Source organism: Kitasatospora sp. NPDC094028 (genome assembly GCF_049543595.1).
Classification (GTDB): Bacteria; Actinomycetota; Actinomycetes; order Streptomycetales; family Streptomycetaceae; genus Kitasatospora.
The window spans coordinates 59,237-83,233 of the sequence record NZ_JBMVFA010000011.1; the positions used below are offsets into that span (position 1 = coordinate 59,237).

The following is a 23,997-nucleotide window of genomic DNA, read 5'->3' on the forward strand; positions in this document are numbered from 1 at the left end:
GGTGCCTAGAGCTCTAGCGGCATTCGGTGAAAGTGCTGGTCAGCGGTCTTCTAGACGCGCGAGCGGCGCCTAGAGGGCCGCGGGAGAGGACCACACTACGGCGGGGGAGGGGTGAACTGCACCCCGATTGGAATGAGTTGGCCGCGCCGGGGGCCCATGGGATATGGGCCGGCCCAGCCGCGGCGGCGGCGGAGTGCGGCACGGCGGTCAGGCTCGGCCGCGCTCCGCCCGGGCCCGCGCCTTCGCCCAGGTCTGCAGGGCGGCGTGCGGGGCGGCGAAGGCGATGGCGGCGCTGGCCAGCCCGACGTAGAGCGAGTCGGCCCAGCCCAGGTTCCCCGGGCGGCCGGCCGGCAGGCCGACGTGGGCGAGGAAGACCCCCATGACGGCGGTGAACAGCACCGACAAGTAGGTGATGCCCCGGCGGGGCAGGTCCCGGACGGTGTAGGCGCAGGCGACGCCGAACACCGGCAGGACCAGCGCCGCCGCCCATGCCTCGAAGCCGTCCAGCCCGGCGTGGCGCAGGCCGGCCGCGTGGTACGGGGTGAACACGGGCCACCAGATCACGCCGGGCAGCACGGCCAGCCCCAGCATGACCGCCGTCGCGGCCGTCGGCCTGACTGCACTCGACACTGTGTCCGCCCCTTCCGCCGAACGCTGCGGTGCTCCTGACACTCCACCAGCTCCCGCAACTACCGGTAGCGAGCCGTAATCTACCCGACGCGCAGCGTACCGTTCGCGGCCGGTGGGCCCCGGGGCGGCCGGGGCCGTCGTCGAGCCGGGAGCTGGGGGTCCGGTACCGTCGGTGGCCATGATCTCGGCGTTCGATCCGCAGCGCGTCCCGGTGCCCGCCGGGCCGCTCCCGGCCGTCGACGCCGGCGCCCTGCGCGCGGTCGGCGTCGAGCTGCCCCTGCTGCTCGCGGCCACGGCCAAGCTGTCCGGGGGCAAAGGCGTCCTCCACCGCCCGCGGTCTTCCCCGGGCTCGTGCCGGCGCGCCGCGCAGTCCGGCCTGTCGCGGGAGGTCGTGATCGCCGAGGTGTACGACCGGATCTGCCCGGCGTGCCGCCGGTTGCCGCTGCCGGCCGTCGTGCGCAGCCTGTGGCAGGCCGCGGCGCAGGCGGGCGCCCTGCTGTCCGCGCTGGCGGACGCCGAGCACCTCGCGCACGCCCGGGCCGCGATGCCCCACCTGGCCTTCGCCCGGCTGCGCGCCCTGGCCGGCGACCGCGACGACCAGCTGGTGCACGCCTGGGTGGCCATCGCCGCCAGCCACCCGCGCTACCGCGCCGAGGCCGGCGCCGTCGCCGCCGCCTGGGACCGTGCCCGCGCCCGGCACCGCGACCTCCTCCAGTGGCTGGCCGGCACCTGCCCGCCGCTCGCCTCGGCGGGGGTCGTGCGCGACGTGGCGGCCGGTCTCGGCGCCGCCACGGACCCGTTGGCCCCGGACGGGCGGACGGTCGCAGCCCTCTCGCGCCGCCTCGCCCGCGCCGCCGACCTGCCCGCCGAACCCTGGGTGGTGGTCTCCTCCGCCTGGTCCGCGGCACGCGAGCTGGGCGGCGGCCCCGAGGAGGCCCTCGCCGCCGCGCTGGCCGCGCTCGACGCGCAGCTGGCCGGGGCCCGGGTCGTGGACGTGCGCGCGCTGCCGGCCCCGGTCCTGGACGGCTCCGGTTTCGCCTCGCCCGCCCAGTGGGCCGACAGCGAGCTGGCGCGCTGGGCGCCGAGCGCCGGCACCGCCTGGTGCGGGCAGTTGGAGGCGGCGCTGCGGGACGCCGGCCGCGGCGAGGACGGGGAGCAGATGCTGGTCACCGTCCTGACCTGGCCGCTCACCCTGGACCAGGACGCGGATCTGGCGCACCTGTCCCTCGTCGAGCCGCTGGCCGTGGTCCCGTACGGCGGCCGAGACGGCGGCCACGTCAACTTCGCCGCGGTGCTCGCCCTTCCGGCCGCTGTCGCCCACCGAGCCGTCCGGGCCGGTGCAGGCCGGGTGGTCGCCGATCCCGGCGCCGACGACGACGACTTCGTGGCGCGGGCCGCCGAGCTGGCCCGCGGGCTCTTCCCGTACCGGCCCGCCGACGCGGACACCGACGCGGGGGCCGTCCCGTCTGCGGCCGTCGAGCAGGCCCGCGCCAGCGCCCGCGGGGATCAGGCGCTGTGGGTTCCGGACGGTCACGGGATCGCCGGCCTGGCGGAGGCCCTGGCCGGCCTCGACCGGGACCAGGTGCTGGCCCTGACCGTGGAGTGCGGCACCCGCGACAAGCCGGTCCTGGCCTCGCTGAGCGGGACCGTCACCGACACCGACGCCACCGAGTCCCTGGTGCTGTTCGCCCCCTGGGGCGGCCACGACCCGCTGCCGGTACCGGTGCACCGTATCGCCGCGCTGCTACGCCCCGAGAAGGCGAAGAGCGGCACGGTCCCGGTCTGGGCTCCCGCCGCGTAGACGCCCGGGCCGCTCGGCAGCGCCCCGGGCGCGGACCCCGCCGAGCGGCCGGGGTCGCGGTCGGCGACCTGCCCCATTTCACCCGAACGGGTGACATGGCGGTTTCGTGTCGGCCGGGGTCTGGCGTAGTGTCAGCGGCCCGGTCGGCGATCAACGGCCGGGTGGGGTACGCGATCCGATCCTCGGGGGAGGGGAACGACGTGGAGGACAGCGACACGGACTGGGCCGCGCGCGGCGCCTGCCGCACCAGTGATCCGGACGAACTGTTCGTCGAGGGTGCGGGGCAGAATCGTGCGAAGGCGGTGTGCAGCGGCTGCGTGGTGCGTACGGAGTGCCTGGCGTACGCGCTGGACAACAGAATTGATCACGGGGTGTGGGGCGGGATGACCGACCGCGAACGTCGGGCGCTGCTCAAGCGCCGCCCGACCGTCGACTCCTGGAGCAGGCTGCTGGACCAGGCACGGCGGGAGTACGACCAGCAGGTCGGGGTCCGGGCGGAGTTGACCCGCGCGAGCTGACCGCCTGTCCGGTTCCGGGCCCGGGCGGGTCGAGCAGCCACTACGTTGGCTGCGTGACCGCCGATGACGTCGTAGAGACGATCCTGCTGGCCTGCGCCGGGGTGCTTCCCGGCACCGACGCGAAGGTGCTGGCCTGCCGGATGGCCGACAGCGTGCTGCACCTGCCGGTGCCGGCGGCCGCGCTGATCGGGTTCTCCAATGTTCCGGCGGATGTCCAGGAGTTCGCGCGCGACCTCGGGGAGCGCCAGGGGATGGCGGCCGCGGGGGAGGGCTTCCAGCTGTTCGCCGTACGGCTGTGGCACCGCCGCCAGGACAGCACGTTCCCACCGGACCCGGTCGGTGTCGCCGTCGCACTGCGCGAGCTGTGGCAGGAGCGGGTGCGCGGGACGGCGAGCGGCCTGACCACGATCGTGGTGATGCCGGCGTTCGATCCGCAGCGGTGGCTAAGCCTGGCGGAGCGCTCCCCGTGGATCGTCGGGACGCGCGGCGCCGCGCCGGGCCTGATCCCCGGTGGGGCCTGAGGCGCCGCGCCGCCTGAAGCCGGCGCCGGCAAGCGCCCGGGGTCACTCGTCCGCGTCTTCCCCGTCGTCTGCGGCGTCGTCCGCGGCGGCCATCGCGCGATCCATCAGGGCGGCCGCCTCGGGGGTGAGTCCGCAGGTCTTCTGCAGCCAGTCGAGCGGCTCGATGCCGTGCTCGGCCAGCGACTGCCGGAGTCCGTAGAGGGTCTGTGCCATGTCCTCGACACTGGACATGACGTAGCGGACGAGTTTGCGTGGTTGGGCGAAGGTGACCACGGCCTGGTCGCCCGGGGGGATCACCGCCTGGCTCAGGTGCCGCAGGCCCTCGCGCAGCAGGTCGCGGGTCTGCCGGTCGATTCGCTCCCGGTCCTCGTTCTCCGTACGGCGGGCGGCGGCGCGCTCGCGCGGATCGTCGGCGTCCGCCGCCCGCTCCGGCTGATAGGAGCGGTAGGCGCAGAGGGCGAACTCGTGCTCGACGGCCCGCAGGCCTTCGCTGCAGAGCCAGTCCCTGGTGACGGGCTGGACGATGGCCTCGCGGGCGAGCGCCTGTGTGAGCGTCGCGGTGATCTGCCGCAGATCGCGCTCCGGCGCGGCAGCCGAGGTGGCGGGCAGGGTGAACGGCTCGGGCTGCCGGTTGAGCGCGACCACCAGGCGCCCCACGAACTCGGCCACGGGGACGGGGACATCGCGGTGGCGAGAGAGGTCGTCGACCAGGCGGGCGGAGGTGTCCCGTTTGCCGTCGTCCAGGTCGGCCCGGTGCGCCGCGAGCAGTTCGGGCAGGGCCGGAAGGAGGGCTTGCAGCCAGACGCGAAGCGGCCCTGTGGAGGCCTGGTCGGCGCTAGCTGCGGGGTCCTTGGTGAAGACGGCGCTCACGATGGTCGAGGTGTCCTTGTCCGGGGCCGGCGCTGCCGCGCAGCGGGGCCGTGGCGGGCGGCAGCCGGCACAACCCGGCCGCCCGGCGCCGAGAGTAGCGCCCGGCACCGGCCCGCCCCTCAGCCAGGCGCCGGGGGGGGCCCCCCCCGGGGGGCCCCCCCCCCCCCCCCCCGCCCCCCGGCCCCCCGGCGCGCCCCCCCCCCCCCCCCCCCCCCCCCCCCCGGGGCCGGGGGCCCCCCCGGGGGGGCCCCCCCCCCGCGCCTGGCGGCCCGTCAGGGTGCCACCCATCCGGCCGGGCTGTCGCCGACTCCGCCGATCCCGGTTGGCGGTCCCGGCGCTCTTACGCCTGGCCGACCGGCGGCGGAGCTGCGCCTTGCAGGAGCCAGGCCATGGCGTTGTCGATGGTCTGGCTCGAGTGCGCGAAGCGGGCACCGTGCTGGAAGTGGCCATCGGCCAGCGCCGGCCAGCCGCCGCCGGCGGCCGCGGTCCGGGCGAAGAGCGCGGCGAGGGTGTCGGCGACCTCGACGTAGTACTCGTCGCCGGACACCCAGCTGTCGATCACCGTCATCAGCTCGGTGACGGTGTTCTCGTCGATAGGCTTCGGCTTGTCGGCGAGATCGACACCGGGCCCCCAGGCCAGGGTCCGCATCGCCAGGCTCTGCCACGACTCCTCGTTGCCCGCGTACAGGCGCCCGCTCTGGAGCTTGCCGGACCGCTCGTCCTCCTCGTAGGCGTGGCGTCGGGCAAGGCGGTAGAGGGCGACCAGCAGGCTGGCCAGGGCCTTGGGGCCGGCGCCGGTGAGAGCGGCCTGCACCCGGTCGCGGTCGGCCGCGGTGGCGGCGACGACGGGGCGAAGGGGTCCGCGGGCGGCCCGCAGTTCCCGGTACGTCATCTCCTCCAGCCGGCGCACCTGGGCGTGGTCGGCGCGGTAGAGGTCCGCCTCGATGCGGTACCAGCCGGTGTCCTGGGCGTCGACGACCCGGAAGGGGTGGCCGGGGCCGGCCAGCACCTCGACCGGCGCGGCCTCGGGACCGGTGAGCAGGTCCGGGTGCGGGTGGGGGGTGACGGCGTCGGGGGCCTTGGTGCCGGTCATCTGGGCGGCGGTCTCCAGCGGGAGTGCCTGGACGTGCACGGACCGCTCGGTCACCTCGGGGTAGCGCTCGACCAGCGCGGTGATGATGGCGGCCGCCGCGTGGCTCAGGAACGCGGCGACCGCGTCGGTGGAGGTCCACTCCCGGCGGGCGGACACCCGCACCAGCAGCATCGCCGGCCGGTGTCCGGGCAGCGGCGCCATCGCGCTCTCCTTGGTGGGGAGCGGACCGTGCACGTCGGCCCGGGCCCGGTACCAGCCGTCCTCGCCGACCAGGTAGTCGCAGGCGCCGGCCAGCACCTGGGCGGCCTCCAGGCCCTCGCCCCCGACGGGCAGCATGGTGGCGACGATCAGCGGGACGGTCAGGATCTCGTACTCGGGGCCGGCCTTCGGGGCCGGGGCGATGCCCGGAGGCGCCTGCCGCCGGCTGACCTCGTCGGCGGTGTGCTGCTGGTCGACGACCTGGCCGGTCTGGTCGAAGCGCCGGCGCTGGCCGGCGGCGGTGTCCTCGGCGCGCTGCGCGCGCACGGCCCGGTTGCGGGCTCGGTTCTTCGTCATCTGTTGACCTCGGCGACGTGCCCCACGCCCACATCGCGAAGTGGAACAGCGACGATGGGTGGTGCACGCGATTCCGAGAACCTTGCCCAGACGAGGGGGGTCTGGGCGTGGGGCTGCGACCACCCGGGAGCGGCGTACGTGCACGCCGCAGGGCGCCACTGTACCGGGCAAGTCCAGCCCGACGCAGGAGAATCCGGCATCCCACCTGCGCCGGACGGGCGGACGGCTCTCAGAACGGGACCGGCTCGGCGTACTCGGCGTAGAGGTGAAAGACCGGGTCGCCGCCGTCGTCCGGCTCGACCATCCCGGTGGGGATGCCCTCTTGCACCCTGGCGACGGACCAACCCGTTGGAAGGACGGTTGCGGCCCACGCGGTGAGCTGCTCAAGTCCCAAGTACGGCGGTGCCAGCAGCTCACCGACCGGATCGCGCTGCGCCTGGGCTAGCAGCTGCCACGTCCCGGCGCGACCGGACATGTGGTTCAGCGGCGGCTGGTACCGCAGGGTGTGGGTCGGCGCCTCTTCGCGCTCCGGCGCCCAGCCCCTCGCCAGGCGCTCCAGCCGGTCCTGCGCAGCGACCCAGTCGGTGACCGCCGCCCTCGCGTTCCCGACCAGGGCCCGCGCCGCGGCCGGCTCCGCGGTCGCGCCGAGGTCGAGCCCGGCCACCGCGAGCCGGGCCCGGCGCTCCTGGAGTTCCACGAGCTCGTACTCCCTCCCGCTGCGATCCGCCGCGATCCGGCTCAGGTCGGCGATCAGATCCTGGGCGGCCAGCAGCGCCTCCAGCGGGGTGGCCGGCTGGGAGGCCTGCTGCTCGGCCAGCAGCCGGCGGGCCACCTCGTCCACCGCCATCCACTCCTCGCCGGCGCGCCCGGTGCCGGGCGTCACCGGGTGGTCCCCGGCGCGCAACGGGCCACCGCGGTGCCGTGGCCGGGCCGGCCGGAAGCAGGCGCGGGGCGCTCAACGGGGTTCGGGCCGGATGGGCAGGTGGTGCTGTGCGGCACGGCTGGCTCCTAGTCCTCGGGGACGGCGCTGCACACCGTAGCGGCCGGGCGACGACCGGCTCCGGTCTCCGGCCCGGGCTGGAGACGGGTGTTGACGGGGGGTAGATGTGACGTGGTGACTCGGGCCATGGCGGGGTCGTTGGCCACCGCAACAGCGACAACGACTGGAGGCGGGCATGGAATCGCGCGAGGAGATGCAAGCGCGGGTGGCCGGGGAGCGGATCGTGCGGCCCGGCCACGGGTACGTGTCCAAGACGGCGGCGGTGTACCTGGTCGGTCCGGGTAGCGGCCCGGGCGGGCTACCGGTGAACCGGAAGGAGCGGCGGCGGGCGGAGCGGGAGCGGCGAAAGGCGGAGAGCCGGGCCGCCGAGCACGCTCGCCGCTGACGTGCAGCCGACTGCGGTGCCCGTCGCTGGATCGAGCGACGGGCGCCGCGCTGTCCGGACCCGACCGCACCCTGTTTGCGGACGGGCTCGTTGGGCGGGCTGTGAGCAGGACACCTCGCCGCGGGCTCGGCCGCCGGCTCGACCTCACCGTCCCCGAGCGCCGCTCGGGGCCTCGAAGCCCGCGCCGGTCGGCGGCCGAACGCGCGGCCGAGAGCCCGGTGAGCGCCGCGCCGTTGGAGGACCCCGTGCTGCTCGGCCGGCAGCGACGGCTCCTCGCCGCGCTCTCCCGCACCACCGCCCGGTTGCTGGAGGAAGCAGGACTCGGGTATCCCGGCACGACCGGGACCTGCCGGAGCCCGAGGGCACGGCCGACCTGGTCGCCGTCTGCGAGCACTGCGTCCAGCCCGTCCCCGATGGCGGGGGAGCAGTCGAGCCGGTGCGCGGGTCGCGGCTGCTTCCGGCGCGAACCCGTCCGCTCCCCTCCTCTCTGCCCCCGGGGCACCTTCACCCTTTCGGGTGACGCCCGGGCGTGTCGCTCGCGGGCCTGGCCCGGCTTCCGGAAGATTGGACGCTGGTTTCTTCTCTGCAGGGCAGGGGTTGTGCAGGGGCCTTCGGGCCCGTCACGGCGCCGGGAGTGCGTCAGTCGGCGTCCGGTCCGCCGGGCAGTCGGCGCGCGGATCGCTGGACTTGCGCGCGCTCGAGCGCGTCGAGGCCGCGAGCTCTACTGAGGGCGTCAAGGTCGACGGCGGCTTCCAGGCCGGCACGGACCTCGGCGACCAGTTCGTCGGGGGACAGGGCCTCGGCCTGGACCGTGGTGGTCATGTAGTCACCGCGGCGGTCGGAGGGCTTCTGCGGGGCGCTGGGCAGCCGGTACTGCTCGATCTGCCGCGGTGTCACGGCTAGCCGTGTAAACCGCGGTGGTGGGCAGTCGCCGAGTTCCGGGATGAAGGCGAGGACGTCGGCGGCGGCCGAGTCCAGGATCGAGAGCCCGCTGGGGTCGTGGTCACCGACGTGCAGGATGTGCGTGGGCCGCTCCCGCTCGGCGATCCGCCGCGCTGCCTCGTACTTCGCGGTGACGCTCTCGTAGCCGCCCGAACCGTAGGCGTCCACTCCGTAGTCCTGCGCGAGCTGGCCCAGCAGCGGCACCATCCCGCCGGCCTCGATCCACAGTTCGATCGCGTACGGCTGGCCGTCGGAGAGATCGTGCCGGTAGCCGCTGGCCTGCGACCTCACGCTATCCCAGAACTCGTCGGGACTGCGGTAACCGCCCGTCAGCCACTGGTTGGCCGCGTCGTCGCGGATGGCCCACATCGGGATCAGCCGGGCCCGGCGCGCCCGGTTCAGCGTCTCGATCAGCCGGTCGTAGTTGCTCTCCGTCTTCTCGAAGGCGGACCTGCCGACCAGGCGATAGTAGACCTGACGCGCCGTCAAGGCCGACCCCAGGTGCCGGTACTCGTCCAAGACCTCCTGGATCTGCTCCACAAGCAGCCGGGTAGCGGCGCGCGGCCGCCACGGCGCGAACCCGCGCACCCTGGTGCGCCCGTAGCGGCGCCCGGAGACGGTGTCGCGCTCGCGCGGGTCGGCGGCCACCGGAGGTCAGCGCTCCTGCAGCTGCTCGTCGAGAAACCTCTCCAGCGCCAGCGGCTCGAGCAGGTCGCTCCAGACCATCCCCTGCGGCAGCGCTCCGAGGTCGGCGACGAGCAGCTGGGCCTCCTCCGTGGTGCCGGGCCGTACGGCGGCGCTCAGACCGCTGGCGTGCCGCTCGCGCAGCGGCTGTTGGCCGGCTGCGCCGAGGCCAGCCAGGTAGGCACGGGCGGGCGGGGTGAGGACGACGGCGTGCTCGTGGAGGAAGGCGTCGAAGACGTCGGTGCCGGGTTCGGCGGTGTTGGCCTCCTCTCCCGCGCACGGGTAGGGCAGGCTCAGGTGGTCAAAGAGCGCCGCCGTGGTGCTGACGATCCGGTGGTCGGGGCTGGTGTGCGGCACGCTCGGCCACAGGTGGTCCTCGGTCGCGGCCTGCCGGTGCAGGTCGCTGTCCTCGCTGAGCACCGCGCGCAGCAGGGCCAGCAGGGTGACCACCTCGACTCCGGCGGTCGACTGCGGGCGCCGGCCGCGGGGGACCAGGAGGCGGCCGGTGAAGCGCTGCCGTACGGCCGGGGCCTGGAGCAGGAGTTCGGCGACGGTCTGCTCGGCGGCGAACACCGCGGCCGCGCGTGTCGCCTCGACGGCGCCCTCCTGGCCGACGAAGCGCCCGTCGGGCAGCCGCCACCCAACCTTCCAGCGCCACAGCTCGCGTGTGCGCGTGGCGGGTTCTCCCCAGAGCGCTCCGGCCAGGTACTCGCGGAGGTCTCCGCGGGCCGGCTCTCGCCGAAGGACCGCCTCCAGGATGTTCGACGACCCGGCGACGCGGTGGCAGCCGGTGAGGCCGCCGTGCTGCGCAAGCCAGGGGAGGGGAGCGGGCTGGTACTCGGTGATCCGTACGAAGCCGTCGCCGAGGGCGGCCAGCCGCACCAGGACGGCCTTGCGTACGGCCTGCCGCTGGTGGGTGCCCCAGTCCTGCGGGACGCTGTCGGCGAGGGCGGTCAGGAGGTCGAGTGCCTGCGTGGCGGCGCCTTCGGACTCGAACTCGGGCTCGGCGTCGTCGTCCCGCAGCGCTTCGAGGAGCGGTGCGAGGAGTTCACCTCGCCGCAGGCGGAGCCCGACCGCAGCCTCCCGGAGCTGGCCGGCCGTAAGGGGTCGCACCAGCGCTGCCAGGGCGTCGACCAGGGTCACGGCCTCCCCGGGCGTCGCGGGCTGGGTGAGCGGGAGTTCGGGCCAGTCCTCGGCGCCGTACGCGAGGTCTCCGATCATGAGCGTGCCGCGCGGAGCCCGGTCGAGGACGGCGAACGTCTCGCCGACCAAGCGGTGGGCCAGGTCGCTGCCCGGCACGGGCTCGCCGGTGAACGCGCAGATCGCCTCCGCCAGGGTCTTGTCGCCGAGACCGCTGCTGGCCTGCTCGATCCGGGAGTCCACCACGCGCTGTCCTTCGTCTTGCAGCGGCCGCCGACACGGCCCTTGCGGTCCGGGTGGAGGGGCACCGCCGGTGGCGCTACCCGTCACAGTGTCCCAGTCCCCGCCGCCGTCCGGGTCGGCTTCACCCGATCGAGCGAGGGCGGTGGAGCGGGTGGAGGGGAGCTCGTCCGGCTCAGCCGGTCCAGGTCAGTTCCATCAGGACGAGGGTGCCCATCTGCGGGCGGATCAGGTAGACCGCCAGGCCCGCGCCGCCGCCCCACTCCATGAGGCGGATCTCCGGGCTCATCCGCTCGTGGTAGCGCTGGGCTCGGCCCCACGGGTCGGCGGCGGCCTCGAGCAGCGCGACGACTAGCAGCTCCCGGACGTCCTGGTGCAGTCCGGCCAGGGTCTTGGCCGCGGCCTCGTCGACCTGGACGGCGAACGGGGTCGCGCTCACCGGGCGGTGGGCAGGCCGGGCAGCAGGCCGGACAGCTCGTCGCCGGACACCAGCGCCGGCTCTTCCTCGCCGCGGTGGATCCGCTCGGCCCGTGCCGCCGCCTCGGCCAACTCCGGCACCTTGTAGGCGCGCGAGCGCACCGCCCAGCCCGCCAGGTCGGCCGGCACAGGCGCGTGCTCCACCGCGGCGCTGAACAGCGGCTGCAGGTCCTCGGGCAGGCCTTCGCGCACGCTGCGGATCGTCGGCAGCGGCACCTCGGCACCGGGGTGCTCGTACGGCTGGGCGCTCATCGTCGGCTCCCTCCTTCGAGGGAAGCGTACCGGGACACCTGACCCTTGGGCAGGCGTACCGGACCACGGGCCCGCTCAGCCTCGGCCGAGGTCCTCCAGCAGCAGCCTCGCCGCCTCGGAGTGGTCCGGGGCTCCGCACGTTCTCCGGGGGAACCGGCGGCCCTGAGCGGGGTGCTGACCGATGCGCAGGACGCACTGCCGAGCCGGCACCCGGGGGTGGTGGTGCTTCTGCTTGTACGGCAGCTTCATCCACCACACCTCCCCGCCCTCTCCGCCCCACCACTTCCACACCAGCTGGTCGATCTCGTACCGTGCTGCCCGGGCCTCCCGGGTGCCCGCGGTCTCGCACTCCTTCTCCGCCTCCTCCAGAGGCTTGTCGGTCCGCCTCCAGCCGGTCACCGGATCTCCCGTGACGAGGCCCGCGTCGCTGAACGCAGCCATGTGCCTGCACGCGGTACGCTCTCCGTATCCAGTCTCCTGGATGAGCTGGGCCAGGGTTAGAAGGCCCTGTGCGCTCGCCACGGTGAGCCAGGTGCGCCCACCGTGGTGCCCTACCGCCCCGCCGTGGGCGAAGAGGTCGCTGGCTAGCAGGGCCAGGGCCCGGACCCCCCGCTCGCGCAGACCGGCCCGGGTGAAACCCCCCTCCCCGGGCCCCCCCCCGTTCAGGCATTGTGTCAGACCTGTGTTTTCAGAAAAGCCCTGGTCAGAGCCGTTTTCGCTGAGGATCGTCGCGAGGAGCTCGGGGGAGATGGTGACCCGGCGGTTGAGGTACTTGGCGTCCCGGTCCAGCTCGCTGAGGATCGTGTCCCGGTCGCGCAGCCGGTTGATGGCCTGGTTACAGGTCTCGTGGCAGAACCCGGTCGCGTTGGCGCAGCGGCGGGTGCCGAGGCTGACGTCCAGGCGGGCCGCGGCGAGCATCTGCAGCCCGACGAAGATGACCATCGCCAGGTCGGCCGGACCGGAGCGCTGAGCCCACCGTGCCGGGCCCAACGAGTCGGCGAAACGCCACAGGCCGGCGACCGCGGCGGTCACGTGCGGGGCCGGATCCGCGCTCTCGCCGTGACCGGCCGGCCGGCGGGCCTCGACCTCGCAGGCCAGCATCCACTGGCGGTTGAGGATCTTGCGGCCGTCCTGCTCCGTCCGGCGCGCCCGGCGGCCTCCAGGCCGGCGCTCGCTGATCAGGTAGGTCAGGCCGGGGTAGTGGCCGGCTAGAGCGATCTGCCACGCCTCCTCGGCGGTCCAGCGGGCGCGGACCAGGCCGCGAAGCGCCGGGAAGAGCCGGTGGCTGTGGTCGTCGGCGGGGGCCAGCGCCTCGGTCAGGGCCCGGCGAGCGCGGTCGTCCAGCGCGCGGATCCCGCCGCTGAGCTTGAGGTTGCCGTCGTCATCGAACTCGACGTTGCGCACCCGGTCGGCGCCGTGGCGCAGGACGCTCGGCGGCAGGTTCCCGCCCTGGGCAGCAGGGACCGCCTCGGGCGCGGGCAGCAGGGCCACCTCCTCCTCCAGCCACTCCACCAGCTGCTCGACCTGGCCGCGCGTGGCGCCGGCCCTGAGCCGGGCGATCGCCTCGGCGAGGCCGAGACCGTCAAGCTCCGCACGCCCGCCATCACGGTGCGGGGAACCCGGCGGGCGCAGGCAGCCGTAGCCGGAGAGGTTCTGCATCGGGGTCGGGTCCAGGGTCGGGCAGACCCTCGCGGCGGCGGCCGCCAGCCGCCGGACCAGGGCGCCCGGGATCCCCGACGGGACCGCGACCCAGATGTGCCGGCCTCCCGAGGGCCCGGAGAGCACCGGCACATACGGCATGCCGAGTGCGCCGAGGTAGGCCTGCAGAACCGCGTTGTCCTGGCCGACCTGGCCGAGGACCTCCTCGGTCTTGGCGTCCAGGTCGAAGGGGAGCAGCTGCCAGTCAGGGTCGCTGGGCTCCTCATCCTCCGGAGTGAAGTCGGCGGTGCAGTACATGGCGACCGGACGGCCCGGAGTCGCCAGCGCCATGGAGAGCGGGATGTCGCGGCCGTACTTCGAGGCCCACCGCTTTCCAGCCGAAGTGCGCCACGGCACCCGGACGTTGGCGCGCGGCGACACCGCAGCCAGGAGCTGGCCGAGTGTGCCGTTTTGGGTCGATTCGTCTTCCAGAGCAGGGTCGCTCGCCTCTGTTCCGGACACGCCGGAACAAGACAAGGGGGTGCCGCCCTGGGGGGTCGTTGCTACTATGGCAGCGTCCTCTCAGGTCACGAGAGACAACAAAGTGCGGCCCGGCGGATTGGTCTCCGGCAGGTCGTGTCTTAGCTGGTCGCATGTTGAACGGGTCTCAGCGCTGCTGTAGGAGGCGAGGAGCTGGGATCCCGATTAGGGAGGTTGGCGGGGGGACGAGGCGTTCCACACGGAAGTCATCGCTGGTCAGGCGGTGGCTCTTTCGTGTTTTTGGGCCCGTTTCCCGCGAGGCCGGTCAGCCGGTCATAGGGAGAGCCTCCTGGTTCTCGGAGGGGCCGAAGTTCGCAGCCACGGCGGCAAGAGCCGTCACGATCCGCTCCCTGGTCAGGGGAGGGTCGTTCGGCGTGGCCGGTACGAGGCTCATGATCGTGTTGACAACTGTCGACGCGGACAGGTCCGGATGAACGCCTTCGATCAGGTCGTGGATCATGTCGGCGCTGCCCGGGTCAAAGGTCAGCGTCGTGCGCCACGGCAGACCACAGCCGCGCTCATATCCGAACTTCTTACCGCGCCGTCGGCGCGTTATCGGAGTGCTGTGGGTGGTCATGTTGCTCATCCTAGGGGGTGGAGCGATTGATGTTCATCATTCGAGTCGGACGTGTCGGCCGAAATTTGCTGTTGCGATGTTCCCCGCAGACCCCGAGCATGTCCCCGCTGGCGCATAGTGTGGAGGGAGCGAGGGCCTCCGCCCCCTGTAGCGACGCTGCCGGAAGGTGAGGACGAAGTGGTTGAGGTGCAGTCGTACCCCGCCGTGGCCGCCTTCGCAGGCGCGGTGGAGGACCTGATCCGTGAGCGCTCGCCGGGCCGATCCACCGTCGCGAACCTCCGGTGGGTCGCACGAGACCTCGAGCAGGCAGCCCAAACGGACGAGTTTCCGCCAACCGCCCTGGTGAGCTTGGATGACCTGCTCACCTTGCCGGCCTGGGATGCCTACGTGCGGATCGCTGGCGCTGGCCACACCAGGGTCCGCACGGGCGGTAGCATCCGGCGGGGTGGGGCGAGGGTCAGCAGCATGCGGGCCCGGGCGACGGTCTGGAACACCGTGGCGAAGTACCGCGGGAGCGCTGTCCGCTTCCCACTGCCGGCGCGCCCGGCCTCACTCGTGCCCGTTCCGGCCGACCAGCGACAGACGCTGCTGCACCAGCTCTCCCAGCAGATGCGGACTCCGATGGCCGAGGCCGATCGGATCCGCACCATCGCACTGCTCGGCGTGGTGACCGACACCGGGGCTCGATCGGGTGAACTCGTGGCGATGACTCTGGACTCGCTGGCCGCAGACCTGTCCACGGTCGAGCTGGTCCGCAACCGGCAGGGACCGCCCGGTCCGTACGGCATCCGTCGGCCCGCCTTCGCCGAGTCGATCCAGCTGAGCCCCTTCACCCGCTCCGCGCTGCGGTTGTGGTTGAGTGTGCGCGCGGAGCTGGTCCAGTCGGTGCAGGGTTCCAAGGACGCGCTCTGGGTGTCGTTGCGCAACAACCACGGACCTCGGACATCCGCCGGCGCGCTTCCTCGGACGCCTTCAGGAATGCCGCTGCAGGTGCGCGGCCTGGAGCGCGCCTACAGCCGCGCGATCGCCAGGGTCAACGAGGAGCTGGCCGGACAGCCGGGGTGGACCCCGGTGGCTCGAACGCTGGAGCAGCTGCGCCGGTCGATCAAGGACATCAAGGTCGAGTCCATGGCCACCGCGGCGTAGACGGCACGTACGAGATGCTCCCTGGGGCCGACCCCCACCCCCAGGGAGCAAGGGCCTGGGGTGATGATCCACTTCTGTTGCATAGGGCCTTCTAACCCCGGTCCTCGCAGAAGCGGGGACAACGAAGCAGCGCTTCCCCGGGCCTCTTCCGTGCCGCATAGGGCCTTCTAACCCCGAGCATGGGGCAGGTCCGTCGGAGCAGGCCGTTCGGTCGGGCGACGGCGGGAACGGGCGCCGCCCGACCACGTTTGCGGCGGGGCGGCCGGAAAAGAAGGAAGGGGCCAGTCGACACGTGCCCAAAGGCACGTACCGGCCTCGGAGGACCGGCTCGGGCAAAATCGACTGGCCCCCGGACGGCCTCGCGGCCGTCCTTCACCACGAACCGCACCGGAGCGAGGGTCCTCAAGCTCGAAAGCGAGGTCCCCTCTCCCGTGTGACCCGTAGAGAGGATTATAGCGACGCTGGAGCGGCCCGGAGACGGCCCGCGGGTTCAGCGCTCCGCGAGGAGCTCGCTGCGGTACCGGGTGAACCACTGCTGGAAGTGGTCGTGGTGGGGGTTGAGCGGGTCGGTGGGCCACACGGCCCGCCAGGTCGGCTCGCCTTCGACGAGTGCCGTCTGCGCGAAGTGGTGCTCCCTCTCGCTGCGCGCCTTCCAGTGTTCGAGCACGACGGTGCCGGGGCCGTAGCGGGCGGTGAGTTCGGTGTGGATCTCCGCGGCGCTGTTGGTGACGGTGGCGCCGATGCCCAGTTCGGTGACGACCGCGAGGACCTGGCCGGGGGTGCTGGTGGTCCACACGCGCAGGCGGGCGACGCCGTGGCCGGCGGCGCAGGCGGAGGGGTAGCGCCAGTCGGTGTCGCTCCGGAGGGTCGCGAGTTCGGGCAGGGCGGGGAAGGGGTCGGTGTCCATGGTGGCCTTCGGTGGGGTCGGGGGTCGGGGGTCCGGCGCACCGGGGTGCGCCGGACCCTGGCCGCTCAGGCCGGGATCGGCTCGCGCAGGCGGGCGAGGAAGCGGCGCAGCTGGCCCGCGTTCGCCTGCCGCAGGTCGAGGCCGTTGTTGTCGGCGGCGAACTGCTGGGCGACCTGGCTGGTGGTCCAGTTGCGGGCACCTGCGGCGGTGAGGATCTGCTGCCACAGGGTGTTCAGGACGTCGGTTGCGGCCGGGTCGTTGTCCTCGACGATCTCGGCGTCGATCGGCTCGTCCTCACCACCGGTGTCGGTCTTCTGCCCGGTGGCCTCGGTCTTCTCGGCGTTGCGTAGCTGGGTGCCGATGGCGGTGAGTCGGGCCTTGAGGTCGCCGGTGAGGTCTCCGGCGGCCTCGGCGAGGCGGTAGATCGCGAGGACGTCGTCGGCGGTGTCAGCGACGAGGGCGTCCGCGAGGTAGGAGGAGACGGCGGCTTCGAGGGCGGGCCGCTGCGGGGGTGCGGTGAGGATGGGGTTGGGGATGGTGCCGGTGATGGCCTGGCGGATGGTGGCGTTACCGAACTCGCAGACCACGACGGGGAAGTGCTTGGTCTGGCCGCCCGCGACGCGGGTGCGGGGTTCGATGCGCATCTGGACGGGCACGAAGCCCCGGCCGCCGGTGCCGGCGGTCACGAGGTCGAGCACGCCGGGCCACTCGTTCGCGGCGTAGAAGCTGTGGGTCTCGGCGCGCCACAGGCCGATGCCGGGCAGGTCGGGCATCATGACGCTGAGTCGGCTGGTGGCCCGGCAGACCTCCCGGGGGGACATGAGGTACCAGTCCTCCCCGTACTCGTCCAGGCACAGGCAGGGCTTCTTGCTGATCTTCTCGGTCTGGCCGTCGCAGCGCCGTACGCAGCCACCGCCCGACCACAGTTCGTTGTACTGCCGCAGGGGCTCACCATTGGGGAGCATCGCCGGGATGCTGGTGGCCTTGGTGATCACCCGCCACTGGGGGGCGCCGCTGCCCTGGGGCTGCCAACGCTCGGTCTCTCCGCCCCACAGTTCGGCGGCGGCGTCGATGTAGGTCCGGTTGTGGCTGGTGAGCACCCACGTCTTGGACTTCACCGGGACGGGGCGCTTGCCCGGGTCGCGGTGGGGCACGCTCCAGCCGGTGCGCAGGCGGCCGAGTTCCACGGCCTGCTGCTGGAGCGTGAGGATGCGGTGGCGGCGGGGCGCGGTGGTCTCGCGGTCCATCAGGCTGCCCTCCTCAGGGTTTCGGCGTCGTCGCGCGGGGGCGGAGTCAGCGGGATGTACTTGGTGGTCTCGGCTTCCTGGAGGTGCTGGGCGACGACCAGGGCGGAGCGGAAGGCGCGGAAGGCGCGCCGGTTGGCGGGGACGGGGATCAGGTTGTGGCGGCGCTGGCGCAGGTTGAGGATCGCGGCGCCGTGCACCTTGGGCATCGGGGCGTCGCTGCCGTCGGGGGTCCAGATCGTCGGCGCGTAGCGGTAGGCGGCCAGTTGGAGCGGGTACTCGCTCCAGATCCGGGTCGAGGGCTGGGTGGCGGAGGTCTTGATGTCCACCAGCCACAGCTGGCGGCGGGTGCGCGGGGTGCGGCCGGTGGGCAGCTGGATGAGCATGTCGAGGGTTCCGGCGTAGCCGAGCGCCCGGTTCGCGACCGTGACCTCGGCCGCCACCAAGTCTCTTGCGAAATCCAGATCCCACGCGGCGCACCACTTGAGGAACTGGCGGAAGTAGGGGAGGACCTCCTCGTCCTCCTCCACGGGCGTGGGCTGGCCGAGCAGGTGGGCCTCAGCGCGCTGGTGCACGCGCGAGCCCCGGTCGGCGGCGGCCTCCCTGGCCACGTCGGGCTGCTTCTTGATCTCCTTGATGATCTCCTCGGGCCCGGTGCGGACCGCATTGGTGATCCGGGGCAGCTGCTCGACAACGTAGTTCGTGACGATCTTCGCGGCCCAGGGCACCAGGATCGGCTTGTTGACCGCGTGGTCGAGCACGTTGGTCACACTGATCAGCGGCGGTCCACCCGCGGGGTCCTCGTAGTAGCGGCCGCGCTCGGTGGCGACGGCCTGGCGGGGGTCGGTCATGGTGCCCCGCGTTCAGCACGGGGCACCTCGGGGAGTGGGGCAGGGCGCGGCAGGACGCCGCGCGCGGCCACGGTCCGTGGGGTCATACGGGTTCCTCGGTCGGGGTCGTGGTGGCCGATCCGAGGTTTGCCCTCCCCGTTTCGACATGCATTATTCTACGCGATTGCGGGGGTTGTGGCAACCGGGATTCGACCCGTTGCAGGGAGCCGTTGGAAGTGATAGCGGGCCAACCAACTTGATAGCGCAGTCGATAGCAAGCCGGTTCAACGTGATGGCGCCCAGGTCAACGACCCCGAACGGTTCGCCCTCCTGGCGCAAAGCTGCTGCCCGCCATCACCTTCGGCGGCCCGGGCGGGCTCTACTTCGATGAGCGCCTAACTGATAGCGCGCAGCTCAGACGGCCCGTCAACTGTCATCTTCGGCGGCTTCCTACACCCGTCACGCCGGCCGGGCCCGGCGGTCAGCCGATCGTGCGGACGGCGGCCGCCGCCATCGACAGCACCGCGCTGACGGCTCCCAGGTCGCCGTCCGCGGGTGCCAGGGCCGCCCGTACCGCGTCCAGGCCCTGGGGCGCGGCGGCGAGCGCGGCCTCCACAGTGGTGCGGTGGCGCTCGTGCGTGCCCGCCTGCTCCTCGGTGGCGGTGATGTCGGCCGCGTTCACGAGGCCGAGTCCCAGGAGCCGGTTGGTCTTGGAAGTCGCCTCCAGCACGGTGAGGGCGTCGGGCTGGACGGGGGCGAGCCGGGCCAGGTCCGGTGCGCCGTCGCGCCGCAGGTCCGGCGGGCAGCGGCGGGCGGTCTCGAACAGGAGGGCGGCGGCGAGGTCCAGGAGGCCGTCCGGGTAGGCGGCGTTGGTCTCGATGACGATGCGCACGGCCCCCTCCATGTCGCCCCGGCGGGCGCAGTCGGCGTGGACGGCGGCCAGGCCGGCCATGAGGTGGCGGTAGGCGGGGCTACCCGGTTCGGGCAGGCTGCTCGAGGGGGTGCTCATCGGCCACCGGTCCCGGTGCACGCCGCCGTGCCGGTGCGCGGGTGGGTGGCCAGGTGGCGTCGGCGCTGCTCGGCGAGTGCGGAGCTCGCGGTGGTGGCGGTACCTTCCCAGGCGCCGCAGCAGCAGCGGGCCTCCATGCTCTTCCAGCCCGGGCAGCCGTCGGTGAGCGGCCGGCGCGCGGCGGTGTGCGCGTGTTCGGGCGGGCAGGGACTCCGGTCGGCGTGCAGGCGCCGAGGCGGCGCGGAGTGACGGTGGGTCACGGTATTCTCCTTCGCGGTGGGGTTGGGGGAGTGGGCGCGTATGCGGGCTCAGGCGGCCAGGCCGATCGGAGCGCGCTGGCAGACGGGTCGCGCCGGTGCCGGTTGCACCAGCTGTGACCAGGCGTCTTCGAACTTGTCGCGCTGCTTGTCCGCGGCCAGGGCGGGGCCGAGGGCGAGGAAGTGCTCGGCGGCCGGGTACGGCGCGGTCGCGGCGAGCAGCGGGACGCGGGTGATGCCGTGGCGGTCGGTAACCGGGGTGCCGCCGTAGGCGGCGGCCGCGCGGGGCAGTGCGGCGGTCATCCGGGAGCAGCTGCCGGTGTCCAGGGCACGCACCGAGCGCCAGGCCTGGCCCTTCTTCGCGGCGTCGTGCTGGGCGGGCCAGTAGATCCGGCGGACCTCGTAGATCGCCCACCGCTGGGCGGCGAGCTGGGCCTGGTGGGCGGCCAGCACGTCGGTCAGACCCGCCTCGGCGACGACCCGGTAGGCCGCCGTGGAGCCGAAGAGCAGGGCACGCTCGTTGTGGACCAGCGCGGAGTGCTCGATCAGCAGAGCCCGCAGGGCCAGGTCCGGCTCGGCCCGCCAGCGCTCGACCAGACCGGCCCGGCCCGCCTTGGTCCCCTGGAACGGACAGAAACCGCAGCACGAGCGCACAAACCGGTGACCGAAGGTCTCCAGGAGGAACTCCTCGGAGTGCTCGCGGGTCCAGCCCCAGCGCTGGAGCGGAAAGTCCGGCCGCCGGTGCCCCTTGTTCTTCGCCAGGTCCGTCCGCGACCTCTCCGGCTCCTCCGAGCTGTAGCCGATCACGTGCACGAAGGGGGCGCCGGAGACGTTGTCCTTGATCCACGAGTCGAGGGCGAAGTGCTTGATCCACGACGAACAGGCACGCCGGTCCCGGCTGACCTGGGGCAGGGTGCCGGCCTGCAGCATCCGCTCGCCCAGGGTCACGGGCGCGGAGGCGGCCTCGTCCGCCGGGCGGGTGCGCAGCAGGGTCGGGGTGCGGGTGTCGTCGAGCACCAGGTAGCCGTCGGCGGTGCTGTGGCCCTTGCGGGCCACGGTCACTGTCCGGACCCGGTGCCGGGCGATCAGGGGGAGCAGGTGCTCCTCCATCAGGCGGTGGGTGGCGCCGTACTCCTCGCCGACGGCGGCGATCAGGAACGTCAGCTGCTCGAGGTCGAAGCCGCGGCTGGCGGGGTCGGTGAGCCAGCGGGCCGCGATGGCCGAACTGTCGACCCCCATACCGAGATTGGCGATGACCGGCATGCCGGCGGGGACGCGGAAGTCCGCGGTGAGCGGGGACACGGTGCTCCTCGGTTAGGTGGTCGTGGTGGCCGTCCGAGGGTTTGCCCTCCCTCGTTCAACGTTGACTAATCTACCCATCGGGGGCTCATCGGTCAAGGGAATGGATGCCCGGAATCCAAGAAGTGGTTAGTTGACTTTCCAGAAAGTGGATAGTTGGATTGCATCCATGGACACCTTCGCCATCGAGCGGGCCCGGGCCCGCCTGACCGCAGCCCAGCACCGCGTCGACGCACTCACCGGCGAACTCCACAGCGCCGAGGCCCACCGCGACCAGGCGGTCGCCCACCTCGACACCTTCACCCAGCCCACCCCGGGGGAGAAGAAGCCGATCAGCCGCCGCGACATCGCCCGCCAGCTCGGCGTGACCCACCCCGCGATCAAGGGCATGGTCGACCGGGCCAAGGAGCACGGCCCCGTCACCGGGCCCGAGCCGGCGCTCGTCATGTCGCCCTGGAACGCCACCCAGTACATCGCCGCCGGCGCCTTCGGCACCGTGGAGCGCGCCCTCATCGCCCACAACGAGGCCGACATCGTGCTGGAGTGCGGCGCCCACCCGGCCGTCTGGGCGGAGGGCACCAGGCTGAACACGCCCAGCCTGGTCCTGGTCAGCACCACCGGCGAACTGCTGGGCGTGACCAACTGCAACGCCGGCTACAACGGCTCCGGCCCCGGCGCCAGCCACGACCTGCTGCGCCAGCTCGGCTGGGACGAGAGCGCCGCCGGCACCGTCTTCTCCCACCAGTTCGTCGAGCTGTCCCTCGAGGGCGGCGTACTGCGCGCCACGCAGGAGAGCCTGCACGGCGGCGTCGGCGGCGGCCTGGAGAGCATCGGCGGCACGCTGATCGCCCGCCTGCGCACCGCGACCCCCAACCCGCTGAACCCCCAGCCCGTCAACCGCCAGGACCCGATCAGCCTGCTCCCGTGGGTCAAGGAGGTCCTCGACCAGCCCGAGCGCTACCCGTGGGCCGCCGGCGAGCGCGTCGCCCGCGTCTACCTGGACCGGGACGCCTCCACCGGACTGCAGGACCAGTCGCCCTACACCACCCGCGGCCGCTCCGTCGTCTCCATCGTCATCGAGCAGGGCGACCTGCAGCTGTGGTGCCCCGCCCACCACTCCACCGACTGGACCCAGGCGTTCTCCACCGAGCAGCTCCAGGTGCTCGCCAACGCCGACCTCGACCCGGCCGACCTGATGGAGGCCAAAGGCGGCCTCCTCGGCCGGCTGATGCCGCGCCCCCAGCGCCCCGCCTACGTCGAGATCTCCCGCACCGGCAGCACCGCCCTCGCCCACGAGCCGGTCGGCCTGTAGCGCAGACCCCGCCACCTTCGACCGCGCCGGCACCCGTCTAGCGTTGTGCCGAACCGGCGGAGCAGCGATGAAAGGAAGGCCGTGGAAGAGTCACCCGGCAGGTTGGCCGAGTGGGTGCGTTCCGATGTCCGGGCGGCCCGCACCGCTCTCAGTCGCGCCCGACTGCTGGACGGGGAGGAGAGCCCTTCGTACCAGCGCGCCGCGGTCCGCTGGGGTCACCGGCAAGCAGTTCTGGACGAGGTCGCCACTCAGCGCGGCATCGACGGCAAGGATGTCGATCTGCCCAGCACGCCAGCCCCGCTGCTCCTGGCGGCCGTACGGCAGGTCCGCCTCGACGTCGCGGCCGCCGACCCGGAGGCCGAGTTCCTGACGGCGACCGCGTTCCTGGGGGAGTAGCCGACCGCCGCCAACGGAACACCCGGGCCGCGCTAGGGCGAGGCACTTCGGCCGCGGCCCCCGGGGGCACAGGGCGCGGGGAGAACGGCCTCCTTCGTGGCGTCAGCGGATACGAATCCGGCTGCAAGAACGTACGTTTTTGCAGCCGGATTCGCTAGCAGCACAAGGGCTGTGACACCTCGTCAAATCGGCTTGGTCCGCAGTCGGGGTCGGGCGGGGACGATGTCGGGGTACGACGACCGTGCTCACCCCGGAGGGGAACCCGCACGACGCCGGCACCGGGGCCGTTGGCCAGCGACGGGGTGGCGGCGGCGGCCCGTCAGGTGCCGTCCAGGGTGTAGAGGGTGGTCTCCTCCCGCAGCGGCAGGTCCGAGCGGATCCGCCTGCGCGTGACGAACCGGGTCTCGTAGGTGTAGGTCTCGCCCTCCACGCCGGCCTTGTAGACCGGGCCGACCAGTTTCCCCTCCGCCGTACGCACTCCGACGCGGACGCGGTAGCGCCAGTGCGCGCGCCGCCACGTGCCGTGCGCCAGGCCCTTGCCGGTGCCCCGGGTCAGTCGGCCGACGGACGGCTGGTCCGGAGGCGGATTCAGCCGCAGCACGTGCACGCCCTGGTAGGCGCCGGCGACGGCCTCCGGGGTGCGCACCGCGCGGCGTACCGCCCGCTGGGAGAACCGCTCCCCGGGCGGCTGCCCGGCCGGGGAGGCGGGCGGCGTCCAGTTCCCGAACGCGAGCTGGGCGGCGTAGGAGTACAGAACCCGGCCGGCCGGGTGGGCTCCGAACGCCGCCGGCTGCAGGAACCGGTGCCGGACCCCGGCCTCGTCCACGCTCGTCAGCCACAGCCAGCCCATCCGGGTGTCCAGGCGCAGCTCGGGCCCGGGCTGCGCGCGCAGCAGCGCCCCGATCACCGCCGGGCTGCGGCCCGCGTCGATCCGGCCGTGCTCCAGCAGCTCGGTCAAGGCCTGGTCGTCGGCGGTGGCGGCGTGCAGCGGGACCGCGTCGTGCATCACCATCGTCCACCCGGCCGGCAGCCGCAGGTCCGCCTTCATCGCGGGCTCCAGCTCGGCGCAGGTGACCACGTCCAGCGCGGCCGGGCCCGGGATGTGGTGGACCACGGCCTGGTAGGCGGCCAGCGCGGTCACCGCCTGGTTGAAGCGGGTCATCGTCTGCGAGGCGTCCAGCGCGCGATAGTCGACGTCCACCAGCAGGTCCGGCGTCAGCAGGGCGCTGCGCAGCGGCGCGATGTCCTGGCCGTGCAGACCGGTCAGGTCCTGCGGCAGCGCGCGGGCGGTGTGGCGGGCGAACGCGGTCTCGAACTCCCACGGCCGCCGGGTTCGGTCCTGGCGGCAGGCCAGGGCGACCACGTCCACGACCTGGTCGTCCGCGCCGGCCAGCGCCAGCACCCGCTGCTCCCGTACGACGGGGGTGTCCCAGGTGATGCCGTGGCCGGCGGCCAGCGCGCCGGCCGCGCCGCACTCGCCGACCAGCGAGATCCACGCGTCGTTGACCAGCCGCTCGTGCTCCGCTCCCGGGCCGAGGAACCTCGCCCACTCCGAGTCCGGGTCCAACCCGGCCACCCGCAGACCCCCTCGGTCGGCGGCGGCCTGTTGTGGGAAGGCCCGGCCCAGCAGTTCATCCACGCTCACCCCCGGTCCAACGACACAACCCCGCGGGCGGTAGCGGCGGCCCGGACAGGACGAGCCCCGACTCGACCGCGCCCTCCACCCGACCACCG

The 23,997-nt window shown here is 73.3% G+C and carries 24 protein-coding genes; 7 read left to right on the top strand and 17 right to left on the bottom strand.

The genetic code is table 11. The features are described from left to right. Positions 1-207: 207 nt before the first annotated feature. Positions 208-630 (bottom strand): hypothetical protein, encoded by a 423-nt coding sequence (locus ACPC54_RS18635; protein WP_498965999.1) that lies wholly within the window; start codon positions 628-630, stop codon positions 208-210. A gap of 178 nt (positions 631-808) precedes the next feature. Between ACPC54_RS18635 and ACPC54_RS18640 the strand changes: the two genes are divergently transcribed. The 3 genes from ACPC54_RS18640 (at position 809) to ACPC54_RS18650 (ending at position 3,470) form a co-directional block, all read left to right on the top strand. Then, positions 809-2,431 (top strand): hypothetical protein, encoded by a 1,623-nt coding sequence (locus ACPC54_RS18640; RefSeq protein WP_498966001.1) that lies wholly within the window; start codon positions 809-811, stop codon positions 2,429-2,431. Between the two features lie 200 nt (positions 2,432-2,631). After that, positions 2,632-2,949, top strand: a complete 318-nt coding sequence (locus ACPC54_RS18645) for a WhiB family transcriptional regulator (protein WP_498966002.1) — start codon at positions 2,632-2,634, stop codon at positions 2,947-2,949. Positions 2,950-3,002: 53 nt separating this feature from the next. Further along, positions 3,003-3,470 carry a hypothetical protein gene (locus ACPC54_RS18650; RefSeq protein WP_498966004.1) on the top strand — a complete coding sequence of 156 codons (468 nt, stop codon included), beginning with the start codon at positions 3,003-3,005 and terminating at the stop codon, positions 3,468-3,470. Between the two features lie 42 nt (positions 3,471-3,512). On the opposite strand, the gene ACPC54_RS18655 is transcribed toward ACPC54_RS18650, so the two are convergent. The 3 genes from ACPC54_RS18655 to ACPC54_RS18665 all read right to left on the bottom strand — a co-directional run bounded on the left by ACPC54_RS18655 (position 3,513) and on the right by ACPC54_RS18665 (position 6,871). Next, a complete protein-coding gene (locus ACPC54_RS18655) occupies positions 3,513-4,340 on the bottom strand; it encodes a hypothetical protein (RefSeq protein WP_498966005.1) in 828 nt (275 codons plus the stop codon). Positions 4,341-4,680: 340 nt separating this feature from the next. Next, complete coding sequence (locus ACPC54_RS18660; protein ID WP_498966006.1) at positions 4,681-5,988, bottom strand: hypothetical protein; 1,308 nt, start codon at positions 5,986-5,988, stop codon at positions 4,681-4,683. A gap of 229 nt (positions 5,989-6,217) precedes the next feature. Then, positions 6,218-6,871, bottom strand: coding sequence for a hypothetical protein (locus ACPC54_RS18665; RefSeq protein ID WP_498966007.1), 654 nt, complete (start codon positions 6,869-6,871; stop codon positions 6,218-6,220). A 292-nt stretch (positions 6,872-7,163) separates the two neighbouring features. Between ACPC54_RS18665 and ACPC54_RS18670 the strand changes: the two genes are divergently transcribed. Continuing rightward, positions 7,164-7,373 (top strand): hypothetical protein, encoded by a 210-nt coding sequence (locus ACPC54_RS18670; RefSeq protein ID WP_498966008.1) that lies wholly within the window; start codon positions 7,164-7,166, stop codon positions 7,371-7,373. A 639-nt stretch (positions 7,374-8,012) separates the two neighbouring features. Here ACPC54_RS18670 and ACPC54_RS18675 read toward each other — a convergent pair. The 6 genes from ACPC54_RS18675 to ACPC54_RS18700 form a co-directional block, all read right to left on the bottom strand. Then, complete coding sequence (locus tag ACPC54_RS18675) at positions 8,013-8,963, bottom strand: hypothetical protein (RefSeq protein ID WP_498966010.1); 951 nt, start codon at positions 8,961-8,963, stop codon at positions 8,013-8,015. Between the two features lie 6 nt (positions 8,964-8,969). Further along, the gene (locus ACPC54_RS18680) at positions 8,970-10,385 is read right to left on the bottom strand and encodes a hypothetical protein (protein ID WP_498966012.1); all 1,416 of its coding nucleotides are present in this window, start codon (positions 10,383-10,385) and stop codon (positions 8,970-8,972) included. 169 nt (positions 10,386-10,554) lie between these two features. Further along, positions 10,555-10,818 carry a hypothetical protein gene (locus ACPC54_RS18685; RefSeq protein WP_498966014.1) on the bottom strand — a complete coding sequence of 88 codons (264 nt, stop codon included), beginning with the start codon at positions 10,816-10,818 and terminating at the stop codon, positions 10,555-10,557. Then, positions 10,815-11,108, bottom strand: coding sequence for a hypothetical protein (locus ACPC54_RS18690; protein WP_498966016.1), 294 nt, complete (start codon positions 11,106-11,108; stop codon positions 10,815-10,817). The genes ACPC54_RS18685 and ACPC54_RS18690 overlap by 4 nt, the downstream gene beginning before the upstream one ends. Before the next feature lie 75 nt (positions 11,109-11,183). Next, the gene (locus ACPC54_RS18695; protein ID WP_498966018.1) at positions 11,184-13,187 is read right to left on the bottom strand and encodes a hypothetical protein; all 2,004 of its coding nucleotides are present in this window, start codon (positions 13,185-13,187) and stop codon (positions 11,184-11,186) included. A gap of 364 nt (positions 13,188-13,551) precedes the next feature. Then, complete coding sequence (locus ACPC54_RS18700; RefSeq protein WP_498966020.1) at positions 13,552-13,863, bottom strand: hypothetical protein; 312 nt, start codon at positions 13,861-13,863, stop codon at positions 13,552-13,554. 177 nt (positions 13,864-14,040) lie between these two features. On the opposite strand from ACPC54_RS18700, the gene ACPC54_RS18705 reads away from it, so the two are divergent. Then, on the top strand, positions 14,041-15,009 hold the full coding sequence (locus ACPC54_RS18705; RefSeq protein WP_498966021.1) for a hypothetical protein: 969 nt from the start codon (positions 14,041-14,043) through the stop codon (positions 15,007-15,009). Between the two features lie 490 nt (positions 15,010-15,499). Here the strand turns inward: ACPC54_RS18705 and ACPC54_RS18710 are convergent, their stop codons facing one another. From ACPC54_RS18710 to ACPC54_RS18735, 6 genes are all read right to left on the bottom strand, one after another. Then, positions 15,500-15,916 (bottom strand): hypothetical protein, encoded by a 417-nt coding sequence (locus ACPC54_RS18710; RefSeq protein ID WP_498966022.1) that lies wholly within the window; start codon positions 15,914-15,916, stop codon positions 15,500-15,502. A 65-nt stretch (positions 15,917-15,981) separates the two neighbouring features. Beyond that, on the bottom strand, positions 15,982-17,163 hold the full coding sequence (locus ACPC54_RS18715; protein ID WP_498966023.1) for a recombination directionality factor: 1,182 nt from the start codon (positions 17,161-17,163) through the stop codon (positions 15,982-15,984). Then, positions 17,163-18,011, bottom strand: a complete 849-nt coding sequence (locus ACPC54_RS18720) for a hypothetical protein (RefSeq protein ID WP_498966025.1) — start codon at positions 18,009-18,011, stop codon at positions 17,163-17,165. The genes ACPC54_RS18715 and ACPC54_RS18720 overlap by 1 nt, the downstream gene beginning before the upstream one ends. Before the next feature lie 460 nt (positions 18,012-18,471). Then, positions 18,472-18,999 carry a hypothetical protein gene (locus tag ACPC54_RS18725; RefSeq protein WP_498966026.1) on the bottom strand — a complete coding sequence of 176 codons (528 nt, stop codon included), beginning with the start codon at positions 18,997-18,999 and terminating at the stop codon, positions 18,472-18,474. Continuing rightward, entirely contained in the window at positions 18,996-19,259 is a 264-nt protein-coding gene (locus ACPC54_RS18730) for a hypothetical protein (protein ID WP_498966028.1), read from the bottom strand. Before ACPC54_RS18730 ends, ACPC54_RS18725 begins: the two co-directional genes overlap by 4 nt. Before the next feature lie 48 nt (positions 19,260-19,307). Further along, positions 19,308-20,558, bottom strand: a complete 1,251-nt coding sequence (locus tag ACPC54_RS18735) for a hypothetical protein (RefSeq protein WP_498966029.1) — start codon at positions 20,556-20,558, stop codon at positions 19,308-19,310. 166 nt (positions 20,559-20,724) lie between these two features. On the opposite strand from ACPC54_RS18735, the gene ACPC54_RS18740 reads away from it, so the two are divergent. Both ACPC54_RS18740 and ACPC54_RS18745 read left to right on the top strand, forming a co-directional pair. Beyond that, positions 20,725-21,867, top strand: a complete 1,143-nt coding sequence (locus ACPC54_RS18740) for a hypothetical protein (RefSeq protein WP_498966030.1) — start codon at positions 20,725-20,727, stop codon at positions 21,865-21,867. A gap of 114 nt (positions 21,868-21,981) precedes the next feature. Next, positions 21,982-22,263 carry a hypothetical protein gene (locus tag ACPC54_RS18745; protein WP_498966031.1) on the top strand — a complete coding sequence of 94 codons (282 nt, stop codon included), beginning with the start codon at positions 21,982-21,984 and terminating at the stop codon, positions 22,261-22,263. A 319-nt stretch (positions 22,264-22,582) separates the two neighbouring features. On the opposite strand, the gene ACPC54_RS18750 is transcribed toward ACPC54_RS18745, so the two are convergent. Next, positions 22,583-23,908 (bottom strand): hypothetical protein, encoded by a 1,326-nt coding sequence (locus ACPC54_RS18750; protein ID WP_498966032.1) that lies wholly within the window; start codon positions 23,906-23,908, stop codon positions 22,583-22,585. Between the last annotated feature and the right edge of the window lie 89 nt (positions 23,909-23,997).